This window comes from Streptomyces sp. NPDC102259, from assembly GCF_044766465.1.
GTDB lineage: Bacteria > Actinomycetota > Actinomycetes > Streptomycetales > Streptomycetaceae > Streptomyces.
In genome coordinates this window covers 1-20,778 of sequence record NZ_JBIWMA010000007.1, presented here as the reverse complement: position 1 = coordinate 20,778, position 20,778 = coordinate 1, and the positions used below count along the sequence as shown (strand labels likewise).

Annotated in this window: 16 protein-coding genes and 3 pseudogenes; 8 read left to right on the top strand and 11 right to left on the bottom strand. The window is 70.9% G+C overall.

What is annotated here, in order from left to right; all coding sequences use genetic code 11:
• Positions 1-35 precede the first annotated feature (35 nt).
• Both ACIRPU_RS18255 and ACIRPU_RS18250 read right to left on the bottom strand, forming a co-directional pair.
• Positions 36-773: a DUF4232 domain-containing protein gene (locus tag ACIRPU_RS18255; protein WP_403868037.1), complete on the bottom strand. Its 738-nt coding sequence runs from the start codon at positions 771-773 to the stop codon at positions 36-38.
• A 303-nt stretch (positions 774-1,076) separates the two neighbouring features.
• Positions 1,077-1,673 carry an NADPH-dependent FMN reductase gene (locus ACIRPU_RS18250; RefSeq protein WP_403868034.1) on the bottom strand — a complete coding sequence of 199 codons (597 nt, stop codon included), beginning with the start codon at positions 1,671-1,673 and terminating at the stop codon, positions 1,077-1,079.
• Positions 1,674-1,785: 112 nt separating this feature from the next.
• On the opposite strand from ACIRPU_RS18250, the gene ACIRPU_RS18245 reads away from it, so the two are divergent.
• The 4 genes from ACIRPU_RS18245 to ACIRPU_RS18230 all read left to right on the top strand — a co-directional run bounded on the left by ACIRPU_RS18245 (position 1,786) and on the right by ACIRPU_RS18230 (position 8,644).
• Positions 1,786-2,622 carry a helix-turn-helix domain-containing protein gene (locus ACIRPU_RS18245; protein ID WP_403868031.1) on the top strand — a complete coding sequence of 279 codons (837 nt, stop codon included), beginning with the start codon at positions 1,786-1,788 and terminating at the stop codon, positions 2,620-2,622.
• A 182-nt stretch (positions 2,623-2,804) separates the two neighbouring features.
• Complete coding sequence (locus tag ACIRPU_RS18240; protein ID WP_403868028.1) at positions 2,805-3,794, top strand: hypothetical protein; 990 nt, start codon at positions 2,805-2,807, stop codon at positions 3,792-3,794.
• 63 nt (positions 3,795-3,857) lie between these two features.
• On the top strand, positions 3,858-5,705 hold the full coding sequence (locus tag ACIRPU_RS18235; RefSeq protein ID WP_403868025.1) for an HSP90 family protein: 1,848 nt from the start codon (positions 3,858-3,860) through the stop codon (positions 5,703-5,705).
• A 2-nt stretch (positions 5,706-5,707) separates the two neighbouring features.
• On the top strand, positions 5,708-8,644 hold the full coding sequence (locus tag ACIRPU_RS18230; protein ID WP_403868022.1) for a hypothetical protein: 2,937 nt from the start codon (positions 5,708-5,710) through the stop codon (positions 8,642-8,644).
• Positions 8,645-8,794: 150 nt separating this feature from the next.
• Here the strand turns inward: ACIRPU_RS18230 and ACIRPU_RS18225 are convergent.
• Positions 8,795-9,013: pseudogene (locus ACIRPU_RS18225) on the bottom strand (response regulator transcription factor); the annotation flags it as partial.
• A 314-nt stretch (positions 9,014-9,327) separates the two neighbouring features.
• Here ACIRPU_RS18225 and ACIRPU_RS18220 point away from each other — a divergent pair.
• Positions 9,328-9,681, top strand: a complete 354-nt coding sequence (locus ACIRPU_RS18220; protein ID WP_403868019.1) for a hypothetical protein — start codon at positions 9,328-9,330, stop codon at positions 9,679-9,681.
• 272 nt (positions 9,682-9,953) lie between these two features.
• Here the strand turns inward: ACIRPU_RS18220 and infA are convergent, their stop codons facing one another.
• From infA to ACIRPU_RS18205, 3 genes are all read right to left on the bottom strand, one after another.
• Complete coding sequence (gene infA, locus ACIRPU_RS18215) at positions 9,954-10,178, bottom strand: translation initiation factor IF-1 (protein WP_403868016.1); 225 nt, start codon at positions 10,176-10,178, stop codon at positions 9,954-9,956.
• Complete coding sequence (locus tag ACIRPU_RS18210; protein WP_403868013.1) at positions 10,175-10,966, bottom strand: GNAT family N-acetyltransferase; 792 nt, start codon at positions 10,964-10,966, stop codon at positions 10,175-10,177. Before ACIRPU_RS18210 ends, infA begins: the two co-directional genes overlap by 4 nt.
• 327 nt (positions 10,967-11,293) lie before the next feature.
• Positions 11,294-11,500, bottom strand: coding sequence for a hypothetical protein (locus ACIRPU_RS18205; protein WP_403868010.1), 207 nt, complete (start codon positions 11,498-11,500; stop codon positions 11,294-11,296).
• A 134-nt stretch (positions 11,501-11,634) separates the two neighbouring features.
• Between ACIRPU_RS18205 and ACIRPU_RS18200 the strand changes: the two genes are divergently transcribed.
• On the top strand, positions 11,635-14,466 hold the full coding sequence (locus ACIRPU_RS18200) for a transcriptional regulator (RefSeq protein ID WP_403868008.1): 2,832 nt from the start codon (positions 11,635-11,637) through the stop codon (positions 14,464-14,466).
• Positions 14,467-14,702: 236 nt separating this feature from the next.
• Here the strand turns inward: ACIRPU_RS18200 and ACIRPU_RS18195 are convergent, their stop codons facing one another.
• Together ACIRPU_RS18195 and ACIRPU_RS18190 are read right to left on the bottom strand one after the other, a co-directional pair.
• Positions 14,703-15,749 carry an aldehyde dehydrogenase family protein gene (locus ACIRPU_RS18195; RefSeq protein ID WP_403868005.1) on the bottom strand — a complete coding sequence of 349 codons (1,047 nt, stop codon included), beginning with the start codon at positions 15,747-15,749 and terminating at the stop codon, positions 14,703-14,705.
• Between the two features lie 2 nt (positions 15,750-15,751).
• Complete coding sequence (locus tag ACIRPU_RS18190; protein ID WP_403868002.1) at positions 15,752-15,940, bottom strand: aldehyde dehydrogenase family protein; 189 nt, start codon at positions 15,938-15,940, stop codon at positions 15,752-15,754.
• A gap of 203 nt (positions 15,941-16,143) precedes the next feature.
• Here ACIRPU_RS18190 and ACIRPU_RS18185 point away from each other — a divergent pair.
• A pseudogene (locus ACIRPU_RS18185) lies at positions 16,144-16,614 on the top strand (transposase); the annotation flags it as partial.
• 187 nt (positions 16,615-16,801) lie between these two features.
• On the opposite strand, the gene ACIRPU_RS18180 reads toward ACIRPU_RS18185, so the two are convergent.
• Positions 16,802-19,393 carry a fibronectin type III domain-containing protein gene (locus tag ACIRPU_RS18180; RefSeq protein WP_403867999.1) on the bottom strand — a complete coding sequence of 864 codons (2,592 nt, stop codon included), beginning with the start codon at positions 19,391-19,393 and terminating at the stop codon, positions 16,802-16,804.
• Between the two features lie 452 nt (positions 19,394-19,845).
• On the opposite strand from ACIRPU_RS18180, the pseudogene ACIRPU_RS18175 reads away from it, so the two are divergent.
• A pseudogene (locus ACIRPU_RS18175) lies at positions 19,846-19,926 on the top strand (hypothetical protein); the annotation flags it as partial.
• A 57-nt stretch (positions 19,927-19,983) separates the two neighbouring features.
• Here ACIRPU_RS18175 and ACIRPU_RS18170 read toward each other — a convergent pair.
• Both ACIRPU_RS18170 and ACIRPU_RS18165 read right to left on the bottom strand, forming a co-directional pair.
• Positions 19,984-20,580 (bottom strand): NADPH-dependent F420 reductase, encoded by a 597-nt coding sequence (locus tag ACIRPU_RS18170; protein WP_403867996.1) that lies wholly within the window; start codon positions 20,578-20,580, stop codon positions 19,984-19,986.
• 41 nt (positions 20,581-20,621) lie between these two features.
• A partial coding sequence (locus ACIRPU_RS18165) for an inositol monophosphatase family protein (protein WP_403868726.1) occupies positions 20,622-20,778 on the bottom strand: 157 nt, incomplete at its 5' end.

Here is a 20,778-nt window from a genome sequence, read left to right as displayed (position 1 = left end):
GTCGGTGACGGGGAAGTGGTCCCGGTCGAGGTCGGTCAGGAGGACATGATGAAGTCCAGGGCGAAGCCGGAAGCGGTCGTCCAGTAGGTGACGCGGGCGCCGTCGTCGAACGCCACCGTGCGGGGCAGGTCGACGCCGATCGGGCCGCTCCCGTCGCTGCCGAGCTCGCGGCCGTGGAGGAGGAGGGTGATCGTGTTCGTCTCGTACTGGTCCATGGGGACGCCGGAGGCGAGCAGAGCGGCGTACGCCTCGTCACCCGGAGCGAGGGCGACGGGCGCCTTCGGGTCGCTGTCCTCGTACACGTCGATCGGGTACCGGGCCTCGGCGTAGTCGCCGAGGAAGAGGTGCGGGTAGTGGTGGACGACGCACTTCTCGTCGCCGGCGTTGGTGACGGTGATGAGCAGATGCTTGGGGACTTCGCCCTTCCCGTCCTCGAGCGTGGTGCCGAACGAGAGGTCCTCCGCGGCGCAGGCGGGGACGGCCCCGCCGCCGCCCCCGCTCCCGCCACCGGTGGAGCCCGAGCCGCCGCTCGGCGTGGCCGAACCCGTCGAGCCGGGCGTGGCCGAACCCGTCGTACCCGTCGAACCGGGCTTCGCCGGGCTCGTCGCGCTCGGTCGGCCCGAGGCGGTGGAGTCCGCCGCGTCGTCGGCCTCGCTCGGTTCGCACGCGGTGGACGCGAGCATCGCGCCGATCGCCGCGGCGCCGACGGCACAGGACTTCCAGCCCTTTGCGCTCCTGGACCTCTTGCGGTTCTTGCGGACAGCAGTGTTCATGGTGTTCCCCCGTGAGCGTTCATGGTGTTCCCCGTTGCCGGCCGTGCCCGGCCGTGCCCGACTCTCGGCTCCCGCCTCGCCGGGCCGGCGTGCCGGCACGTCGTCCCGGCGATACCGAGGCTAGGAGAGCGAGGGTGTCGTCGGCGTCCGGCAGGGAGCCGGCGGCTGCGTCGACTTCGGGCGTCGTGCGGCGCCTCGACGTAGACCCGGAGCCGACGGCAGGGTCAACCTCCGGTTGACCCGTCAACCCGAGGGGGCCGGGGGGAGATCACCGACGGCCGGACGCACGCCGTCCCGGCGTCGTCATGCGGGGTAGGGCGTGGCCTCGCGCGCGGTGCGCAACGCGCCCGCCCACCAGGCCAGTTGATCGAAGAGGGTCTTGGCGTACCCGGGGACCTGTGGGTCGAGCGGACGGCCGTCCTGCCACGCCGTGTAGTAGTTCGGAAAGGCCAGGCCGTCGCGGATGGTCACCGCGTGCAGTTCGGTCAGCACGTTCTCCAGGTGCAGCACCGCGTGCCGGCCGCCCGCCGCGCCGCCGTAGCTGACGAAGGCGACGGGCTTGGCCGTCCACTGGGTGAAGTGCCAGTCGATGGCCGCCTTCAGCGAGGCGGGGTAGCTGTGGTTGTACTCCGGCGTGACCACGACGAACGCGTCGGCGCTCTCCAGCGCCGACGTCAGCGTCGCCATTCCGGCCGGACGGGGGTAGTCGTCGCCGGCGTACTTCGGCGAGGCCGCGGGGAGCGTGAGCGGGATGTCGATCTCGGCCAGATCGACGACGTCCACGTCGAAACCGGCGTGCAGGCGCGCCTGTTCGGCGATCCACGCGGCCACGACCGGGCCGAACCGTCCCTCCCGGACGCTCCCGACGATGATCACCAGACTGTGCTTGTCGTTGTCCATGCGCACCACGATCGGGCCGCGCCGTGGCCGCAGCCAGACCGTGCTCAGGCTGGCCCCCGCAGGGCCACGCTGAGCACTGCGCTCTCGGCGGACCACGTCCTATGCTCCTCCTATGGGCACGCCGTTGGGGGATTTCGTCCGGGCCAAGCGCGACAGCATCCAGCCGCAGTCGCTCGGGCTGCCCGATCACGGCCGCCGCCGGTCACCCGGCCTGCGGCGCCTGGACCTCGCCGCGCGGGCCGGCATCAGCGTCGAATACCTGACCCGCATCGAGCAGGGCCGTGACCGCCGCCCCTCGGTGGCGGTGATCCACGCGCTCGCCGACGCTCTCAGCCTCGACCCCACGGAACGCGACCACCTGCGCTACCTCGCGAAGATCACCGGCGGCGAATGCTCCGCCCACCCCCAGCCCGCACCACCGCGCCGACAGGTGCGACCGTCGGTGCGGGAGACGCTCCGCCTCCTGGAACCGGGCATCGCCATGGTCACCAACCGGTTGGGCGACGTCCTCGCCCACACCGGCGCGTTCGCGTCGGTGACCGGCGCGGCCGGACTGCTCGACGGCGACGCCCCGAACCTCACCCGCTACGTCTTCACCGACACCCGCGCCCGCACGTTCTTCGCCGACTGGGACGACATCGCCGACGAGCAGGCGTTCGACCTGTGGCTCGCACCGTCCGCCGAGAACTCCGCCTGGCTCACCGCGCAGCTCGCGGCCCTCGCCGGACCCGACTTCACCCGCCGCCGGAACCGCCACGTGGTGCCCCGACGTGGCATCCTCCGGCTCGACCACCCCTCCGCGGGCGCACTCCGGCTGCGCCGCGAGACGCTCGAACTCTCCGCGGACGCACAACAGCTCATCGTCTTCCTTCCCGCGGACGACAAGACGGCCCAGGCCGTCGAGCAACTCCGCGAACGCCCCCACGGCCGACTCCGCGCCATCTCCTGACCGACGCCGAACACAGCCCCTCGGCACGCCGCGGTCCGACCCGGCCGGACTCCGACCGGGGCCGGGAGGGTCCGGAGCGGGACCGGGGCCGTGCGGCACCGGTGAAAACCCTGTGGAAGTGGTGTCGGTGGGGCCGCTTATGCTGCCCCGGACGATCACGCGGGACCAGGGGAGGGCGCGGCATGTTCGGCAAGCTGTTCGGCAGGGGTGCGGAGAGACCGGTGGCGGATCCGCACGCCCTTCCCGTCCCGCGCAGACAGAAGAACGGGATGTACACGCTGCGCGCGCTCGGGGACGCGCGGGTGCTCGCGCTGGTGCGGGCCGCCGAGGCCGGCGGCTGGGAGGCGGTCAAGGCGGCCCTGGCCCCCTTCGATCTGGGCAGCGACCACCAGGTGCTCGGTGAACTGGCCGACGTGGACGGTGTGCAGGACTGGATCGGGCGGGCCGTCGAGGAGGACAAGGAACACCGGGCGACGGCCCTGCTGATATCGGGGGCCCGCCACATCGTCTGGGGCTGGGAGGCCCGCACCGCCGACCGTGCCGTGAACGTCTCGCAGGAGCAGTGGCGGGTCTTCCACGAGCGGCTCCGCATCGCCGAGGAGCAGCTGCTCGAAGCCGCCGAACTACGGCCGGACTGGGTCGCGCCGTGGCGCCGGCTCCTCACCTCGGGCCGTGGCATGTCGTTGGGCCCCGCCGTCAACGAGACCCGGCGCGACGCCGCGCTGCGCCGCGACCCGCTCGACCTGGACACCCACGTCGAGTGGGTGTCGCAGTTGCAGCCGCGTTGGAGCGGCAAGCCGGGACAGGCCCTGGCGTTCGCCCAGGACGCGGCCTCCCGCGCCCCGCACGGGCACCGCCTCGGCTGTGTGATCGCCATCGCGTACATCGAGGAGTGGGTGGAGTCGGATCGCGGGGACTACCTCGCGACCTCCGAGATCCAGGCACAGTTGCGGGAAGCGGCCGACCACAGCATCCTGCACCCCGCCTACGCCTGGCGTCCGGGCTGGCAGCAGGACTTCAACATGTTCGCCATGGCCCTGTCGTTGTCCGGTGAACGCCACACGGTCCGGCGCGTCTTCCGCACGCTGGACGGCGCCTTCACCGCCTGGCCGTGGAAGTACTTCGAAGAGCCCGAGAAGCAGTTCGCGCGCTACCACCGCCGTGCTGCCTGAGCGCCCGCCGGCCCCGGCGCCGCCTGCCCGCCACCCGTCGCCCCTTCCACCCCGGACTGCCCGATGACTCTGCCCGACACCGCCGTTGACCCGGCCGGCGCCGACCGCACCTTCCAGGTGGATCTGCGCGGCCTCGTCGAACTCCTCTCCCACCACCTCTACTCCAGCCCCCGCGTCTACCTGCGTGAACTGATGCAGAACGCGGTGGACGCGCTGACCGCCCGGCACGGCCTCGAACCGGCCGTACCCGCGGGCGCCTTCGGCATCCGCCTGTACGCCGACGGCTCCGTGGTCCGCGTGGAGGACGACGGCGTCGGCCTCACCGAGGCCGACGTGCACACCTTCCTCGCCACGATCGGCCGCAGCAGCAAGCGCGCCGAGGGCATCGCCGAGCAACGCGGCGACTTCATCGGCCAGTTCGGAATCGGCCTGCTCTCCTGCTTCCTGGTCGCGGACGAGATCCACGTCCTGAGCCGTTCCGCCCGCACCCCCGACGCCCCCGCCGTGGAGTGGCGCGGACGCGGCGACGGCAGCTACACCGTCCGCACCCTGCCCGCCACCGCCCGCCCCCGGCCCGGCACCACCGTCACGCTGACGCCGCGTGCCGACACGGCCGAGTGGACCCGCCCGGCACAGGTGCACGCGCTGGCCCGGCACTTCGGCTCCCTGCTGCGCCACCCGCTGACCTTCGACGACGGCACGGGCGGACCGGGCGCGTCCGTCAACCCCGAGACCGCGCCCTGGGCGCGTACGTACCCCACGCCGGGAGCCCGTTCCCGTGCGCTGGCCGCGTACGGCACGGACGTCTTCGGGTTCACGCCGCTGGACACCATCGAGCTGGACCTGCCGGCCGTCGGCCTCAGGGGCATCGCGTGCGTGCTGCCCGAGACGGTGCCGGCCGGACGCCGCCACGGTCACCGCGTGCACGTCAAGGGGATGCTGCTGTCCGAGCAGGCCGAGGAGATCCTGCCCGAGTGGGCCTTCTTCGTCCGCTGCGTCGTCGACGCCGAGAGCCTGCGCCCGACGGCGTCCCGCGAGTCCCTGTACGAGGACGACACGCTCGCCGCCGTCCGCGACGCCCTCGCCGATCGGCTGCGCACCTGGATAGCCCGGGCCGCCGCCAGCGATCCGGACCTGCTCGCCCGCTTCCTCCAGGCCCACCACCTGGCCGTGAAGTCGCTCGCGGTGCACGACGACGAGATCCTGCGGATGCTGCTGCCCTGGCTGCCGTTCGAGACCACCGACGGGCACGCCACCCTCGACGAGTTCGCGCGCACCCACCGCACCGTGCTCGTGACGTCGAGCGTGGAGGAGTTCCGGCAGGTCGCGGCGATCGCCTCGGCCGCCGGGCTCGGCGTCGTCAACGGCGGCTACACCTACGACCGCGAACTGGTCCACCGGCTGCCCGAGATCAGGCCCGAGGCCGTCGTCGCCGACCTCGACCCGGCGACCCTCACCGCCCACCTCGACCCCGTCGACCGGGAGACGGAACTCGCCGCCGCCTCCTACCTCGCCCTGGCCCGCGACGCCCTCGCCGTCTTCGACTGCGACGTCGCGCTGCGCACCTTCCAGCCCGCCTCCGCCCCCGCCCTCCTCGTCGACAGCCGCGAGGCCCGGCACGAGCGCACCCGCTCCCAGCTCGCCCGTGAGCAGGAGGGCGGCGTGTGGGGCGACATCCTCGGCGCCCTGCGCCAGGAGGCGCCGCGGGCCCAGCTGATCCTCAACCAGCTCAACCCGCTGGTGCGCACCGCCGTCGCCATCGACGAGCCCGAGCTGGCCCGCACCAGCGCCGAAGCCCTCTACGGGCAGGCCGCGATGCTGTCCCGGCGCCCGCTGAGGCCCGCCGAATCGAGCCTCATCAACCGCTCCTTCCTCGACCTGCTCGCCCACGCCCTCCGCAAGGACAGCTGACGATGCCGACCGCACCCGCACCCCAGAACACCGACGAGCTGTTCCAGGCGCTCCAGGAGAACGACCGGCGCCCCTACGGGCGGACCCGCACCGTCACCGCCGAGGAACTCGTCGACGCCGCCGAGCAGTTCGCGGAGCCCGGCCCCCTCGTCCACGCGCTGCTCGAACTCCAGGAGGCGTACACCTACGGCTCCGAACCCCGGAAGTCGCCCGTCGTCTTCGCCCGTCTGCTGACCCTCTTCGACGAGCAGCCCGACGTCTTCGACGAGCGCCTGCGCCACCTGCTGTTCTGGCGGTTCAAGTGGGTGGCCCACGCCCTGCGCGCGCTGCCCGAGATACCACTGGCGAGCCTGCGCCAGTGGCTGACGGAGATGCGCGACCGGTACGAGAAGGCCGGCCTGGACCTCCAGCCCTACTACGGACAGGCGTACCTGCTGGCCGCTCACGTCGGCGAGGACACCACCCTCGCCTACGAGCTGTGGGCGGGCCGCACCCGTACCCGGCTCAGCGACTGCGAGGCCTGCGAGATCTGCGAGCGCGCCCTGTACCACCTCGCGGCGGGCGACGACGAACGGGCGCTGCGCACCTGGGAGCCCGTCCTGGACGGCAAGGAGTCCTGCCAGGAGGAGCCGGCCCGCTCCGTCTCGCACGCGCTGCTGCCCCTGCTGCGCACCGGCCGCACCGACCGGGCCCGCGAGCTGCACCTGGCCGGCTACCGCGGCTGCCGCCGCAACCCCTCGATGTCCCAGGAGGTAGGACGGCACCTGGAGTTCTGCGCGCTCACCGGAAACGAGGCACGCGGCCTGGAACTGCTCGCCGAGAACCGGAGCCTGTTCGACGAGGTCGACTCGCCGCTGGACCAGCTCGGTTTCCTCACCGGCGTCGAGGTCCTCCTCCAGCGCGTCGAGCTCCTCGGCCGCGGCGAACTGCCCGCCACCGGTTACGCGGGCCGCACCTGGACGGTGGCCGGTCTGCGCGCCGAGGTGCGCGACCGCGGGGACGGCCTCGCCGCCCGCTTCGACGACCGCAACGGGACCACGGCGCACACCGACCGCCGCAGGGCCCGCCTCGACCGTGCCCCGCTCCTGGACGCACTGGAACTGACCCTGCGCACCCGCAGCCTCGACGACGTGGCCGCGCCCCCGGTCGCCGCCCCCGCCGCCCGTCCGGCCGCCGCCGCCCCCGTCTCACTGCCCGAACTCATCCGCCGGGCAAGGGACTTGGACGAGCAGGCGCACCCGGACGCGCAGGCCTGCTGGGCGCGGCTGCGCACTCTCGTCGCCGCCCGTGACTACACCCACCCCGACGACCCGGCCGTGGGCCCGCTCGTACGCCTGCGCGCGGATCTGCTGGCCGACGAGGCGAGCCGGGCGGGCGAGAAGGACGAGTTCGCCGAGGCCGCCGCCCTCCACGAGGAGGCCGCGGCCCTGTACGACGACGCCGGGCTGCCGGGACACGCGGCGCTCGCCCGCGCCTGCGCCCTGCTCCCCACCGCCGAGAGCGCCGCGCAGGGCGCCGACGGAGCCGAGGCGAAGGCCGCCGCCCTGACCGCGGCCCACGCGTCCTTGGTCCGCCTGCACGAGGAGACGCCCGGCCTCGCACCGTTCCAGGAGGCCCGCCTGCTGCGGCTGCGGGCGACCGCGCTCGGCTTGCGCCTGCAGACCTCGGGGAGCGACGCGCACGTCGCGCCGGTCCTCGCCGAGGTGGAGCTGCTGCACGCGTTCGCCACCCGGCACGACCTCGGCGGGCAGATCTCCGGCGCCCTGCTGCTGCGGGTCAGCACGCACGCGATCTCCGGCGACCTGTCCGCCGCGGTCACCGAGATCGACGCCCTCCTCGACCGGCTGAAGGCGCACGGTCCCGCGTGGCACCTGCCCCGCACGCTCGGACTGCGCGGCCGGCTCCAACTCCTCCTCCAGGACGCGCAGACGGCGTACACGAACCTGACCGAAGCCCTGCGGGCGGCCGCCGACTGGCCGGCCGGCACGGTCGACGCCGGCCGCCTCCACAACGATCTGGCCGAGGCCTGCTTGCACCTGGGCCGCTCCGACGAGGCCCTGCGGCACCTGACGCGCTCCGCGGAGCTGGAGCTTCGCGGCGGCAGCCGGACGGACGCGTTCCGCGCGTACAGCAACGTGGCCCGGCTCAGCCTCGACCTGGGCCGTGTCGAGGACTGCATCGCGCTGCTCGACTCCCTGCTGGCGGAACCGGACATCGGCGACGGAGAGGCGGGCGACCGGCTCGTCGCCCAGCTGCGTCTGACCCGCGCCCGCGCGCTGCACGCGGGGGAGGACCTCAAGGCCGCCACGGCGGAGTACGTCGCGCTCGCCGCCGAGTCGGCCGGCTGGGACGACGACCCGGGAAGCCACGTCATGATCGCTGCGGAGACGGCCGTCCTCCTCGGCGAGTCCGGCGAGTTCGGCCGGGCCCGCGAGGCCCTGGACCAGGCACTCCTGGCCCACGCCCAGGCCCCGAGCTACGAGCAGCTCAGCAACTGCCTGCGCGAACTCGCCCGGCTCCGGGCTCAGCAGGAGGGCGCCGACGGCCTGGCCGACGCCCTCGCCTTCCTCGCCGAGGCCGGCCGGATCGCCGACGAGGCCCGCGCCGCCGAACACGAGGCCCGCGGCCGCTCCCTGGACACCGCTCTCGCCTACGAACACGGACGGGTCAACGCCTACGCAGGCGAGTACGAGGCAGCCCTGGCCGCCCTGGAGAAGGCCCTGGCGCTGCTCGGCGAGCCGGGGCGGGACGACGACCGCGCCGGCGAGTGGGCCGAGTGCGTCCGCCTCGCGGGTGCCGTGGAGGGCATCTACCTGAAACGCCCCGCACCCGCCCTCAGCCGCCTCGACGCGGCGGTCTCCCACCTGACCGCCGCGGGCCACACCGAGGAGACCGAACCGCTGGTCTCCCTGGCGGCCCGGCTGCGCGACGAGGAGTGACGCGGCGGCACGCCCACCGGGCTGTGCTCGTCGTCGACGGCCCGGGGCGGCGAGTGCCGGTGCCGGGGCGCCCCCCGGCGCGGCTCCTGGGCGGGCCGAGTTCCGAAAGCCGTCCCGCTTCACCGAGGAGGCGCGTGCCGTTCCGGGTCGGATGAGCCCGGCACGTATGGCGTAGGAGACGGCGTGGGCGCGGTTGGGCAGCCGCATGCGCTTCATCACGCCGTACAGGGTGTACTTGACGGTGCGTTCGGAGTAGGAGAGCTTCTTCGCGATCTCGGCGAGCTCCTTGCCCTCGGCCACCAGACGCAGCACATCCACCTCGCGGGGGCCGATCCCCGACGGCGCCAGTCCCCGGGGGGTGAGGATCTCCCTGGAGCCGGTCGCCACGGTGCTCGGCCTGTTCAGGAACCCGTTGTCCGGAAGGGAGCGGCAAGGCGCCGACCCGAGGCCGGAGTCGAAATTCGGCAAGTGTCCGATCGTGCTCTGTCCTTTTCGCATGCCCGACTCGGCCCGTCCGTCCAGCGCGCGGTGGACAGACGGGCACCTGTGGGCCGCGACGGTCATCTCCGATGGTCGCGGAGTTGTCGCGTGCGGAAACTGCGTGGCTGCCGAGATCGCGGTGCCGGTATCGTCCGATCTCCCGACCCGCCGTACCGGCGGCCTACGTTCAGAGAGCGACGCACATGACCAGCCGGCAGGCAACGACGACCTTGTGGCGCCCCACCGGTCCCAGGGAGCTGGATCTGGTCCGGGAACTGAACTGGCGGGCGTGGCCGCCCAGGCTGCCCGAGCAGCCGATCTTCTACCCGGTCCTCGACGAGGACTACGCGATCAGGATCGCGCGGGACTGGAACGTGAAGCACGACGGCGCCGGCTTCGTCACTCGTTTCGAGGTCGAGTCGGAGTTCTTGAGCCGGTATCCCGTCCAGCAGGCGGGCGGGCGGACGATCCTCGAGCTCTGGGTTCCGGCCGAGGAGCTCGACGACTTCAACGCCCATATCGTCGGCGAGATCCAGGTGGTCCACGAGTTCCACTGAGGCGGGGACGGCTCGCGCCGCCGCGCCGCTGCGGCCGCCCCCGCGTGCGGGCTCCGGTCCGGCTGCGCCCGCAGGGCGTCTGTACGTGCGGCACGGCGACGTCACCCGGCAACTGCTGCCCCTGGAGCCGGAGTTCGGCTCGGGCCGGACCTGGTGGCGGCGGCCGGAGCGGTGGCCGCCGCGGCCGTGGCGAGCCATCACCGGGGCCCCGGTCACGGAAACGCCGTGACCGGGGCCCTGGGATCAGCTGTCACGGACGATGCCGACCGCCGCTAGTTCCGGTACCGGAACACGATCCGGCCACGTGTCAGGTCGTACGGCGGAAGCTCCACCAGCACCCGGTCTTCCAGCATGATCCTGATGTAGTTCTTGCGGATCTTCCCGCTGATGTGCGCGAGCACCTGGTGGCCGTTCTCGAGCTCCACCGTGAACATGGCGCTGCGCAGGCACTCGACGACCTTGCCCTCGACTTCGATGACGTTCTTGTTCTTCGTCATCGCACCAGCTCGAGGTTGCTGCTCATCGGTCGGGCGCCGATGCCCTCGAACAGCGCCGAGGCTGCTTGGTTGGACTCGTGGACCTCGGTGCCGGCCGCGACGAACCCGGAGCGGTGCAGCGTCCCCAGCGCGTGGGCGAGCAGCGCCCGCGCGATGCCGCGGCGCTGCTCGCCGGCCCGCACCGCGACCAGCCCGATGCGCGGCCGTTTCACCGGCACCACCCGGATCAGACCCAGGTAGCGGTCCGGCGTCGCGGCCACCGCGTACTTCGACGGGTCGACGATGGTGTCGCCTGCGGGGCGGGGGATCACCTCCGCGGGCATCGACTGCCACCCGACGGTCGCCTCGACTTCGTCACGGATCGCGCGGTCCACCGCCCGCAGCAGACTCTCGTCCGCCTGACCGGCGGGCACGATCGTCACGCCCGAAGGCGGCAGGACTGCTTCGAGTCCTGTGACCCGCGGGTCGGTCGGCACGACGTACTCCCACTCGCGGCGCCGGACCGTGAAACCGGCCCGCCGCCAGCCGGCCGTCAGCTCGACGTCGGCTTCGTCGACCACCGTGTGCAGCGGCGTCGGCAGTTCCGCCAGCATCGCCTCGGCGAGCCGGTCGAAGGCGGCGTCGTGCCAGGCGTCGATGCTGACGAACAAGCGTCCGTCGGGACGGTGATCGGCATGCCCGCGGCCGACCACCAGGTCGTCATCCAGTGCATGCCATTGCCTGTCCGCGACGCGCGTGATCGTCACCGCGTTGTCGCTCAGGCCAGAGGTGAAGGGCTTCGTGTTCATCGGTGTTTCCTTCCAGGAGTGCCTTGATCTCAGGCGCTCCTGGCGACACCGAACGTCAGCCGCCGGACCGTGACGGATCGAGGGAGCACCCACGGGTAACTGCGTTCACGGGGCTCACCTCCATACGACGATTTCACGGTCCACGACGAAAGTAGCAGCGGGACGCCGCCTCGCTCAAATCCTTTCCATGAGGTGTCAGGCGATCACGATCCGGTGCGACCGCGCGAGGACTCCGCCTCGCGTCCGAGCGGTCCAGTCACCGCCAGCGGGTCCGCCCGCACCCGAACCCCCGCTCCAGCGGGAGGAGTTGCGGGGCGATGTCCTGGATCATCGGTGTGCCACGTCGGTGAGGGCCGCTGCCAGAGCGGCGGTCAGGGTGAGAGTGGCGGCGAACGCGGTGGCCGCCCGGGTGAGTGCCGTTGGATAGGAGGCGCTGTCGCGGCGGGCGAGGTAGCCGGCTGCGGCTGCGACGAAGATTCCGGCCAGGGTCACCAGGGCACAGGCGAGGACTACCAGAGCGGAGTGATCGGACATTCTCGAAGGTCCCTTCGGGTCGGCATGGCTGCCGTCGTGTCACCGACTTTCGGGGATGCGATGTTCATCGCGGTGCGCTGGTCGAAGATGAACATGGGTGAACAACAGGCGATGGCCAAAGGTGGGGGCTCCGCGTGGGTACGGACGATGTGCGCGATGCTGCGGCGCTGGCGGAATTACGGTCTCGCCTCGAAACGGGCCGGATAGCCCGGGGAATCAACCAGACCCAGTTGGCGCAGGCGGCTCGGCTGGGGCGCACAACGGTCAGTCGGGCGCTGAGCGTCGGTGCGCCGGGGCCGTCCGCGGACACCGTGGGAGCGCTGGCACGGGCTCTGCGCCTGGACGTGAAGGTGCTGCTGGGCCTCCTCGACACCGCGTACGGGCGCGGACCGGCCGCCGTCGCCGACACCGGATCTCTGGGCCGGCCGATCCCTATGTGGGATCCGCACGATCTCGAAGTTCATTTCGCGGTCGAGGCACCGGGCACCCGGTTCGGCCCGAACAGTCCCAGAGATCAGAGTCGGCAGGGCAGGGGCGGGATACTGCCCGCGTATGTGCGTCGACCGCACGACGAACATCTCGCCACACTCGTCGAGGTCGCCGATGAGGGCCACAGCGGGATGGCGGTGCTGGTGGGGTCGTCCTCGACCGGCAAGACACGGGCCTGCTGGGAAGCCGTACAGCCGTTGGCGGCGCTTGGATGGCGGCTCTGGCACCCCTTCGATCCCACCCGGACCGAAGCCGCGCTCGCCGATCTGCCCCGAGTCGAGCCACGGACCGTGGTCTGGCTGAACGACGCCCAGCAGTACGTCGGTGGCGAGAGCGGCGAACGGATCGCCGCCGCCGTCCACACCCTGCTCACCGATGTGTCGCGCAGCCCGGTGCTGGTCCTGGGCACCTTGTGGCCCGAGTACCAGAACGACTACATGGCCCTGCCTCGACCCGGAAGCCCCGATCCGCATCCGCAGGCTCGTTCACTGCTGGCAGGGCGGCTCATCACCCTGCCGGACCGCTTCGACCACATCGCCATCAGCAAGGCCAGGGCCCTTGCGGCCGCCGGTGACCGCCAGCTCGCTCATGCCCTACAGCACACCGACAGCGGTCGGCTGACCCAATTCCTCGCGGGAGCACCGGAGCTTCTGCGTCGTTACGAGTCGGCAGACCCGCCTGTTCGGGCCCTGCTCGACGTCTCCATGGACGCTCGGCGTCTTGGCGCGGGACCGTATCTGCCGGTCGGCTTTCTCGAACAGGCCGTGGACGACTACCTCAGCGACGACGAATACGACGATCTCGCGGACAACTGGATCGATCAGGCGTTCGCCGAGGTGACCTCGCCCGTCCATGGTCGCCTTGCTCCCCTGCGGCGCGTCCGGCCCCGCCCCACTCGAAGATCCTCCGCGGCGGGGGCTGCTCCGCCGCACTCCTACCGGCTGGCCGACTACCTGGAGCAACACGGGCGACGCAGCCGTGCACGGCTGTGCCCTCCTGAGTCGTTCTGGCAGGCGGCACACGACCATCTCACCCCCGAGAGCCTCATCAATCTCGCTGACGCCGCTCGCATCCGCCAGCGCTTCCGGTGGGCCGGACAACTTGCCCAACAGGCGGCCGACTCGGGTGACACCGATGCCATCGCGCGGCTCGCCGAGATCCGACTCGCGAACGGAGCCTGGGGTGAGGCCGACCAGCTACTCCAACAGGCTGCCGACGCCGGGAGTACCAGCGCCCTCATCCGGCTGGCCGTCATGCGGCACAGGGCAGGCCACCGTGAGGATGCCGAGGATCTCGCGCAGCGGGCCGCCGAGGCGGGCGACGCCAGGGGACTGGGCCAGCTCGCGGAGATCCATGAGGCCGGCGGGAACCGGAAGAAGGCGGAAGAACTCGCCGTGCGGGCCGCTGCGGGCGGCGACACCGGCCCGCTCGTCCGCCTGGCCGAGGCGCGAGAGCTGGCCGGAGCCACGCAGGGAGCCGAACGTCTGGGCCAGTTGGCGGCCAAGGCCGGCGACACCACTGCCCTGGTCCGACTGGCAGCGATCCGGGAAACCGGGGGGCCGACGGCCCGCCACGAGGCCCAGCGCCTCTACCAGCGTGCCGGTCGGGTGGGGAACGCCAGCGCGCTGGCCCGGCTGGCCGCTGAACGGGAGACGGCCGGCAGCCGAGGAGAGGCCGAGCAACTCGCCAGGCGAGCCGCGCATGCGGGACAGTCCTTCGCCCTGGTTCGGCTCGCCGAGATGCGTGAGGCCGCGGGTGCGCACGAGGAGGCCGAGAAGCTTGCGCAACAGGCCATCGAGGCCGGTCACCGCTTTGCCTTGATCCGTATCGCTGCCATCCGTGAGGCGGCCGGGGACCTGCCCGGGGCCGAACGGCTGTTCCAGCAGGCCGCGGCAGACGGCAATCCCACCGCGCTGGCCCGACTCGCCGAGATGAAAGTGGTTGCCGGGGACCCGGAGGGCGCCGAACGCCTCGCTCGCCAGGCTGCTGAAGCGGGTAATCCCAGCGCCGCGGCCCGCCTGGCCGACCTGAGGGAGGCGGCAGGGGACCGAGACGGAGCCGAGCAACTGGCCCGGCTGGCGGCTGACGCCGGAGACACCAGCGCTCTCACTCGGCTGGCTGAGATGCGTGAACTCGCGGGGGATCGGCAAGGAGCGGCGCGTCTCGCCCAGCAGGCCGCCCAGAGGGGAAGCAACACTGCCGTGATGCGATTGGCCGATATGCGGGAAGCCGCGGGAGACCGGCAAGGGGCGGAGGAACTCGCCCGGTCGGCAGCTGAGGCAGGGGACACACATGCCATGACACGACTCGCGATCATGCGCGAAAGGGCAGGAGACCGACGGCAGGCCGACCAACTTGCCCGGGACGCCGCCGACGCGGGCAACCCCAGTGCCCTCGCCCGCCTGGCGGAACTGAGGGTGTCCGATCGAGGACCAGAACTGACGGCAAGCCGTCATCCGCCTTCATCAGCACTCTGACGACCCAGCTGGTTGGCCGTGGCATACGGTCGGCCTTGGGCGACCTCGGGCCGCGGGTGCCCGAGGACGTGGCAGTGATGGGCCTGGACGACCTCGAGCCGGCTCTCTGCCACGCCCAGGCTCGCCACCGTGCGCATCGACGCGTCGCAGCCGTACCCAGCGTGACGCGCGCGGTGACGCGGCCAGCTGCGCGGTGGCAGAGGACTGCGACGCCTGCTGGGCCAGCCAGGCGGCGGTCAGGCGGAGTTGATGACGACGCACTTCACCTGGGTCCAGTCCTCCAGGTAGTCGGGGCCCATGGAGCGGCCGAAGCCGCTGTGCTTGTAGCCGCCGAAGGGTGCGCCGATCGCCCCGGCGGGCCCTCCGTCACCGAGGGTGTTGACGGCGACCTGGCCGGCCTGGATCCGGCGGGCGAGGCGTACGGCGCGGCCGACGTCCTGGGTCCAGACGGTGGCGGTGAGGCCGTAGCGGGTGCCGTTGGCGATGGCGACCGCCTCTTCCTCGTCCTCGTAGGTGAGGACGGAGAGTACGGGGCCGAAGATCTCCTCCTGGGCGATGCGCATGTCCGGGGTGACACGGTCGAAGAGGGTCGGTTCGACGAAGTAGCCGTCGTCGTAGGGCGCGCCGGTCAACTTGCCGCCGCCTACGACCACTTCGGCGCCCTCCTCCCGCCCGATGGCGAGGTAGTCCAGCACCCGCTTCTCCTGCCGGGCGTTGATCAGCGGTCCCATGTCGACGGGCTGGTCCCACAGTCCGACCCGGACGGCACGGAAGGCGTCCGCGAGCTCGGCGACGAGCCGGTCGTGCAGGGAGGAGTGGACCAGGACACGGGAGCCGGCGGCGCAGACCTGGCCGCTGTTCATGACGATGCTGCGGACGATCGCCGGTACGGCCTTGGCGAGGTCGGCGTCCGGCAGCACGATCTGGGGTGACTTGCCGCCGAGTTCGAGCTGGAGCGGGATCAGGTTGCGGGCGCAGGCCTCCATCACGGCGGATCCGGTGGCGGGCGAGCCGGTGAAGCTCATCTTGCGGATGCCGGGGTGTGCGGGAAGGGCGGCGCCGGCTTCACCGCCGTATCCGGTGACGACGTTGAACACGCCGGGCGGGATGCCCGCTTCCTGGGCCAGTCGGGCCAGGTAGAGCGCGGTGAGCGGGGCGTCCTCGGCCGGCTTGAGGACGACGGTGTTCCCGGCGGCGATCGGGGCGGCGGTGTTGAAGACGGTCATCGGGCCGGGCGCGTTCCACGGGATGATGGCGCCGACCACGCCGTACGCCTCGCGCAAGGTCAGGCCCAGCGCACCAGCTCGGCCCAGCGGTAGAGGAGTTCACCGCGTACGGCGGGGCTGGTGTCGCGCCAGGCGGGCAGCGCGGCCTCGGCGGCGCGTACGGCGTCGTCGATGCCCTCAATGTGGTGGAACTTCGTTGTTGCTCGTGTCGAGGAACTGACTGCCTCAGGCGTGCAGCGATGGGCCACACGACGTGCTGCGGCCAATCCGCCCGTCGAATCCGGGGGAGCGTGAGCCGACCTGAGAGCGGGGCTCGCCATGGCGGCGCCGATGCCGAGTTCGACCGTCCACCGCGGCGGCCGGAAGCTTCATGCGCGAGCCGGTGGACCGTGAGCGAGGTCAGGAACCCCAGTCCGCCGGGTACTGCCGGAACGTCCACGTAACTCATAGAAGAATGGTCTGGGGCTTCATGGCCCGCTGGGCGGCCCGCTGCGTGATCGGCCAGATCCGCGACCATCTGGCAGGGCGGGTCCGCCGCGAGATGAGCGAGGGGCCCCGGGCGGTCGCAACGTTCATCGACTCGCAGTCAGTCAAAGCGGCATCGACCGTGGGGAAGGACTCCCGCGGTTACGACCCCAGGCAAAAAGATCAACGGCCGCAAACGGCATCTCGTGGTCGACACCCGCGGCCTGCCGCTGATGGTCATGGTCAACCCCGCCGACCTCCATGACGCCCAGGCGGCGAAGGAAGTCCTGTTCCGGCTTCGGCTGATGCACCCGGAGATCACCATCGTCGAGCCGTTCGTAGTCGCGGGCGTGTCTGCGGGCGTTCATGATCCAGGCGAGGGAGCGTTCTCATCCAGCACTCAGAGCGCCTGATCACCTGGGCGGCAATCACCCTGATGACCCGTCGTCTCACTCGCCGTCCCCAGCACTCCACTCTGTCAGAGATCAAACGACGGACGGGTAGACAAGCACGCGAAGCTCCCGGCGGACACGGGTGATCTTGGTCGAGAACCCGTCCACCAGGAGCTTCGTCGTTGCGCAGAGCCGTCCAACTCGCGGTCAACAAAGTCAGGTTGGAAGAGGCTCAATGAGTCGGCTTGTCGGCTACCAGGTCGTCGAGGTCGACAGCTGAACAGATCGAGCAAGCTCATTGAGCTGAGCGAACTCATCGAGCGCGCCGTCGCGTCCCGTCACCGCGGGCGGTGAGACTTCCGCGGCAGAGGGACCGGCGGGCTTGTCGCCCGTCGCAGGATCGCTTGCCCCCGTGTCAGGGGGGCGGGGTGCGACCACGCAGTCGGAGCGACGCGACTCGTCGTTCCCGTTGAACGCACTGACGCAGAATTCGTAGTTCCAGGTGCCGGGGAACAGGAAGGCCACAGTGTGGCTGGTGCTGTCGGCGGTGGTGGTGTCCGGTTGGTAGGTGCCGCCGCTGTCGACGGATGTGCTACGGATCCAGACCTGGTAACCGGCTGCCCCGCTCGATCCGTTCCAAGTCAGCTGAACGGTGGTGGGGTCGGTGGAGGTGACCTTCAGGCCGCTCGGCACCGCGGGGGTGCCGCCGCCGACGATTACCGAATGGCCGATCTTGGGCAGGCCACCGCCGGCGGCGTTCCATGTCGCCACCGCGATCAGGTATCGGCGCCCGGGTATGAGGCCGCCGATGTGCGCCGATGTGCCCCGGATTCCCACGCTCTCGATGAACGTGCCGGGGGTGTCAAAGTCCCAGGTGATGACCTCGTAGCGGTCGATCGAACCGGTGAAATCACCGGTCGGCGGCGTCCATGAGACGTCGACGCCGGTGGCGGTGGCGTGGGTGGCGACGTCGGTCGGCGGTGGGGCGGTCTGCGGGTGGGAGATCGCGCTGACCACTGGGGACCAGTCGGAGGTCTGGTCGCCGTTGTTGGTACGGACCTGGTATTCCCACGCCAGGCCGTCGATGGTCCACGTGGTGTCGAAGCGGTTCGTCGACACGTGGAACTGGCTCCAGTCCGCAGCGCCCCGGATCCGGTACTGGACGTCGTAGCCATGGGCGCCGTAGGCGCGGTCCCAGGTCACCTTGATGCCCGACGGGACGGCCTCGGCACTGACGTTGCTCGGCGTGGAGGTGGGCCGGAACGGCGGTCCGGAGAAGCCGGGCACACTGAAGCCGAGGTGGTACGTGGTGTGCAGGGTGCGCTCGAAAGCCTGGGCGATCTGGAACTCGCCGAGAGCGTTGGGGTGCAGGCCGTCGTAGCCGGCCGGGCAACTGTCGGGTCCGCAGCTGTAGTTGCCGCGCCAGTCGACGAGAGCCACAGGGGAGAGGATGGTGCTCCACCGCGGAATCGCGTCGGCGAGCATCCGGTTGTACGCGTCGGTGCTGACGATCAAGTCCTCACGGCCCCCGATGCGGGTTCGCTGCGGCACGTTGGCCAGGGCGAAGTTGATGTCGGGCTTCGCGGCGCGGGCCTCGCTGACCAGCATCCTCATGCTGTCGAGAGTTCCCTCGGGGCCGCTGACGAACCAGCCCATGTCGTTGAACCCGAGCCCGACCAGCAGCAGGTCGGGCTTGTAATTCTGCACCATCTGACGGATGAGCGTCTTGTCCTGCGCCACCTGTCGGCCCCACACGGCGAAGTGGTCGCTGTCGAAGGAGGGGTCGGCGTCTGCGGTGTACCCGCCGGTGGTGGGGGGTTGGCCCGAAGGTGGGGGCGGGAATCCCTGAAGCGGCGGCGGGGCCGGGGCGGCGGCCTCCGGTGGATTCTTGGTCCCGTTGTACGGGCCGACGAAGTCGACATTGACGCCCTGGTCCCTAAACCATTCCCACAGGCGGTAACGCCATGTCCAGTCCCCTTCGTCGCCCTGGGTCATCGAGTCGCCCACCACCATGACCCTGAGCGGCGCGTCGGTGGTGCCCGGCGGCGGCGGACCCCACTCCGCTATCCCGTCGGGAAGCATCTCGGCCATGTCCCTGAGCACATCGGCGACCCAGGTCGCAGCGTCCTTCGCCCACGACCACGCCTGTTCCCTCAGCGCGTTACTCACCTCGGTGACGAGCCCGGGGAACTTCGATTCCAGCCAGTCCAGGAACTTGCCCTTCGCGTACACCCAAACCGCCGCCTTCAACGCTCTCAGAAAGGTCTGCCGGTACGCTTGCGCGTCCCCCAGCTGATGGTTGAAGAACTGGGTGACGAGGCCTCTGATGAGGGCACCGGTGAATCCCCCGACGATGGAGCAGGCGCGGGCTAGTTCAGGGAAGAGGTATAAGCAACCGAATACAGTCAGATAGTTGGTCAGATAGCCCATCGCCATGGCGAACGCCCACTGCAACCAGGTCTCGGAAGCCTGTACATCCGAGGCATCAATGGTGAGGGACAGGCCGGTGTGGTCTGCCGTCATGCTCAGCGTGCCGTCGAAATCCACCCACGCCGAGGCATCTTCGCTGCCAATGCCCACCGGGAACTGCTCAAGCTCCGCCTTGACCGTGTCACTCAAGCGGGGATTCAGGTCCTCGGCCTCGTCGAGCCGCTGCTGCATGGCCGTCGAGTCGTACGTGACGAGCGGGTCAAGGGTGAACGTGAGATCCCCGTCGGCCTCGGCGGTCACCGAACCGTTCAGAGCGTCGGTGGCCAGCTGCGCGACGACCGGCTTCCGGCCCGGTGCGGCCTCAGCCGACACCCCTGTGCCGCAGATCAGTGCCGTGGCCACCACGAGGGCCACAGCCGCCGTCCATGAAGCACGTCTTCGACGCCCTGAAAGCCGACGGCTCGCCCATCTGCGCAAGCCCTCAAATATGTGCGGATTCACCTTCTCATCTCCTCGTTTGAAAGACAGTTCTTCATCCGATGAACCCTGCATGGGAAACTGGACAAGGTGACGTCCCCTTCTGCTGACGAGGGGTTCAGGCGGTCCTACGTTGTTGGTGGGTGGGACGGGCCGTCGTAAGGTCCAGAGGCCCGGAGACACCGGGTATGGCTTTCAGGCGGTTGCCCTGGATGGTTCAGCTCACCCAGCCCCCCCCGGTGTCTTACGACGACTCGGCCGCTGATGAGGAGCTGCGGGCACCTGCGGGTGTATCGCTGAGTGGGACCACGCTGGCGAGGTTGTTCGGGAGAGCAGTACACACCGACGAACCGGATGAACCCGTGCCCCAGATATGGGCGGGCGTGGACATGGGCAAGACCCATCACCACTGCGTGGTCCTGGACGGCGAAGGCAGGCGGCTGCTGTCGCGTCGCGTGCCGAACGACGAGGCGTGGTGCCCTGTCCTTCGGGTGGCGGCGGGGGGAATCGGGGGCCGGGCTCCGAAGTCAGCGAGCGAGGGAGACGGCGAACGGGGTGAACCCGTTGCGGCGCAGGATGTGCGGAACGACGAGGATCATGGCTTCGGTGGCACGAGCGGTGGTGATGTCGCCGAGGTCCTCGATCCAGGCGGGATCCCATCCCAGGTCGCCGAGGAGACCGGCGATGGTCTTCTTGGCCTGCTCGTCGTTTCCGGACAGGTAGGCGGTGGGCGGGGTGGCCAGCTTTCCCGGGGCAGTCATGACCATGAACAGCATGGTGTTGAGGGTCTTGACGACGTGTGTGTCGGGGAGGGCTTCCTGGAGTTGTTCGGCGAGGCTGGAGCCGGGGTAGATCAGGTCGGCGGGCAGTCCGTCGGCTCCGTCGGTGGTGGCGTTGGAGACGTCGACGAGGATCTTGCCCCGCAGGTCTTCGCGCAGCGCGGCGAGCCGGTCCAGCGAGCCGGCGCCCGGGGTGGCATTGAAGACGACCTGGGCTGTGCGGGCGGCGTCGGCGGCGGCACCCGGCGCGCGGTCCACTGCTGTGACCTCGTGCCCTGCCCGGGTGAGGGCGGTGGCGAGGTTGCCGCCGACGCGGCCGTTTCCGAGAACTGCGATCGTGGTCATGTTGATCAGGTCCTTTCGTATGTGCGGATAGTGGTGTGTGGTCAGCGCGAGAGCGTGGATACGGCCTCGGCGTGGACGCCGGGTGCGGCGGCCAGGAAGCTCCGGCTCTGTGGGGTCCAGGGGCGGCCCTCGGCGTCGGAGATCCGTCCGCCGGCCTCGGTGACGAGCAGCGCTCCGGGAAGCAGGTCCGCGCGGGCG

Bases quoted from the DNA above. Each gene is read 5' to 3' on its own strand.
- ACIRPU_RS18235 (WP_403868025.1), top strand. From the start codon at position 3,858: ATGACTCTGCCCGACACCGCCGTTGACCCGGCCGGCGCCGACCGCACC.
- ACIRPU_RS18205 (WP_403868010.1), bottom strand. From the start codon at position 11,500: ATGTCCGATCACTCCGCTCTGGTAGTCCTCGCCTGTGCCCTGGTGACC.
- ACIRPU_RS18245 (WP_403868031.1), top strand. From the start codon at position 1,786: ATGGGCACGCCGTTGGGGGATTTCGTCCGGGCCAAGCGCGACAGCATC.
- ACIRPU_RS18230 (WP_403868022.1), top strand. From the start codon at position 5,708: ATGCCGACCGCACCCGCACCCCAGAACACCGACGAGCTGTTCCAGGCG.
- infA (WP_403868016.1), bottom strand. From the start codon at position 10,178: ATGACGAAGAACAAGAACGTCATCGAAGTCGAGGGCAAGGTCGTCGAG.
- ACIRPU_RS18170 (WP_403867996.1), bottom strand. From the start codon at position 20,580: ATGACCACGATCGCAGTTCTCGGAAACGGCCGCGTCGGCGGCAACCTC.
- ACIRPU_RS18210 (WP_403868013.1), bottom strand. From the start codon at position 10,966: ATGAACACGAAGCCCTTCACCTCTGGCCTGAGCGACAACGCGGTGACG.
- ACIRPU_RS18250 (WP_403868034.1), bottom strand. From the start codon at position 1,673: ATGGACAACGACAAGCACAGTCTGGTGATCATCGTCGGGAGCGTCCGG.
- ACIRPU_RS18240 (WP_403868028.1), top strand. From the start codon at position 2,805: ATGTTCGGCAAGCTGTTCGGCAGGGGTGCGGAGAGACCGGTGGCGGAT.
- ACIRPU_RS18220 (WP_403868019.1), top strand. From the start codon at position 9,328: ATGACCAGCCGGCAGGCAACGACGACCTTGTGGCGCCCCACCGGTCCC.
- ACIRPU_RS18255 (WP_403868037.1), bottom strand. From the start codon at position 773: ATGAACACTGCTGTCCGCAAGAACCGCAAGAGGTCCAGGAGCGCAAAG.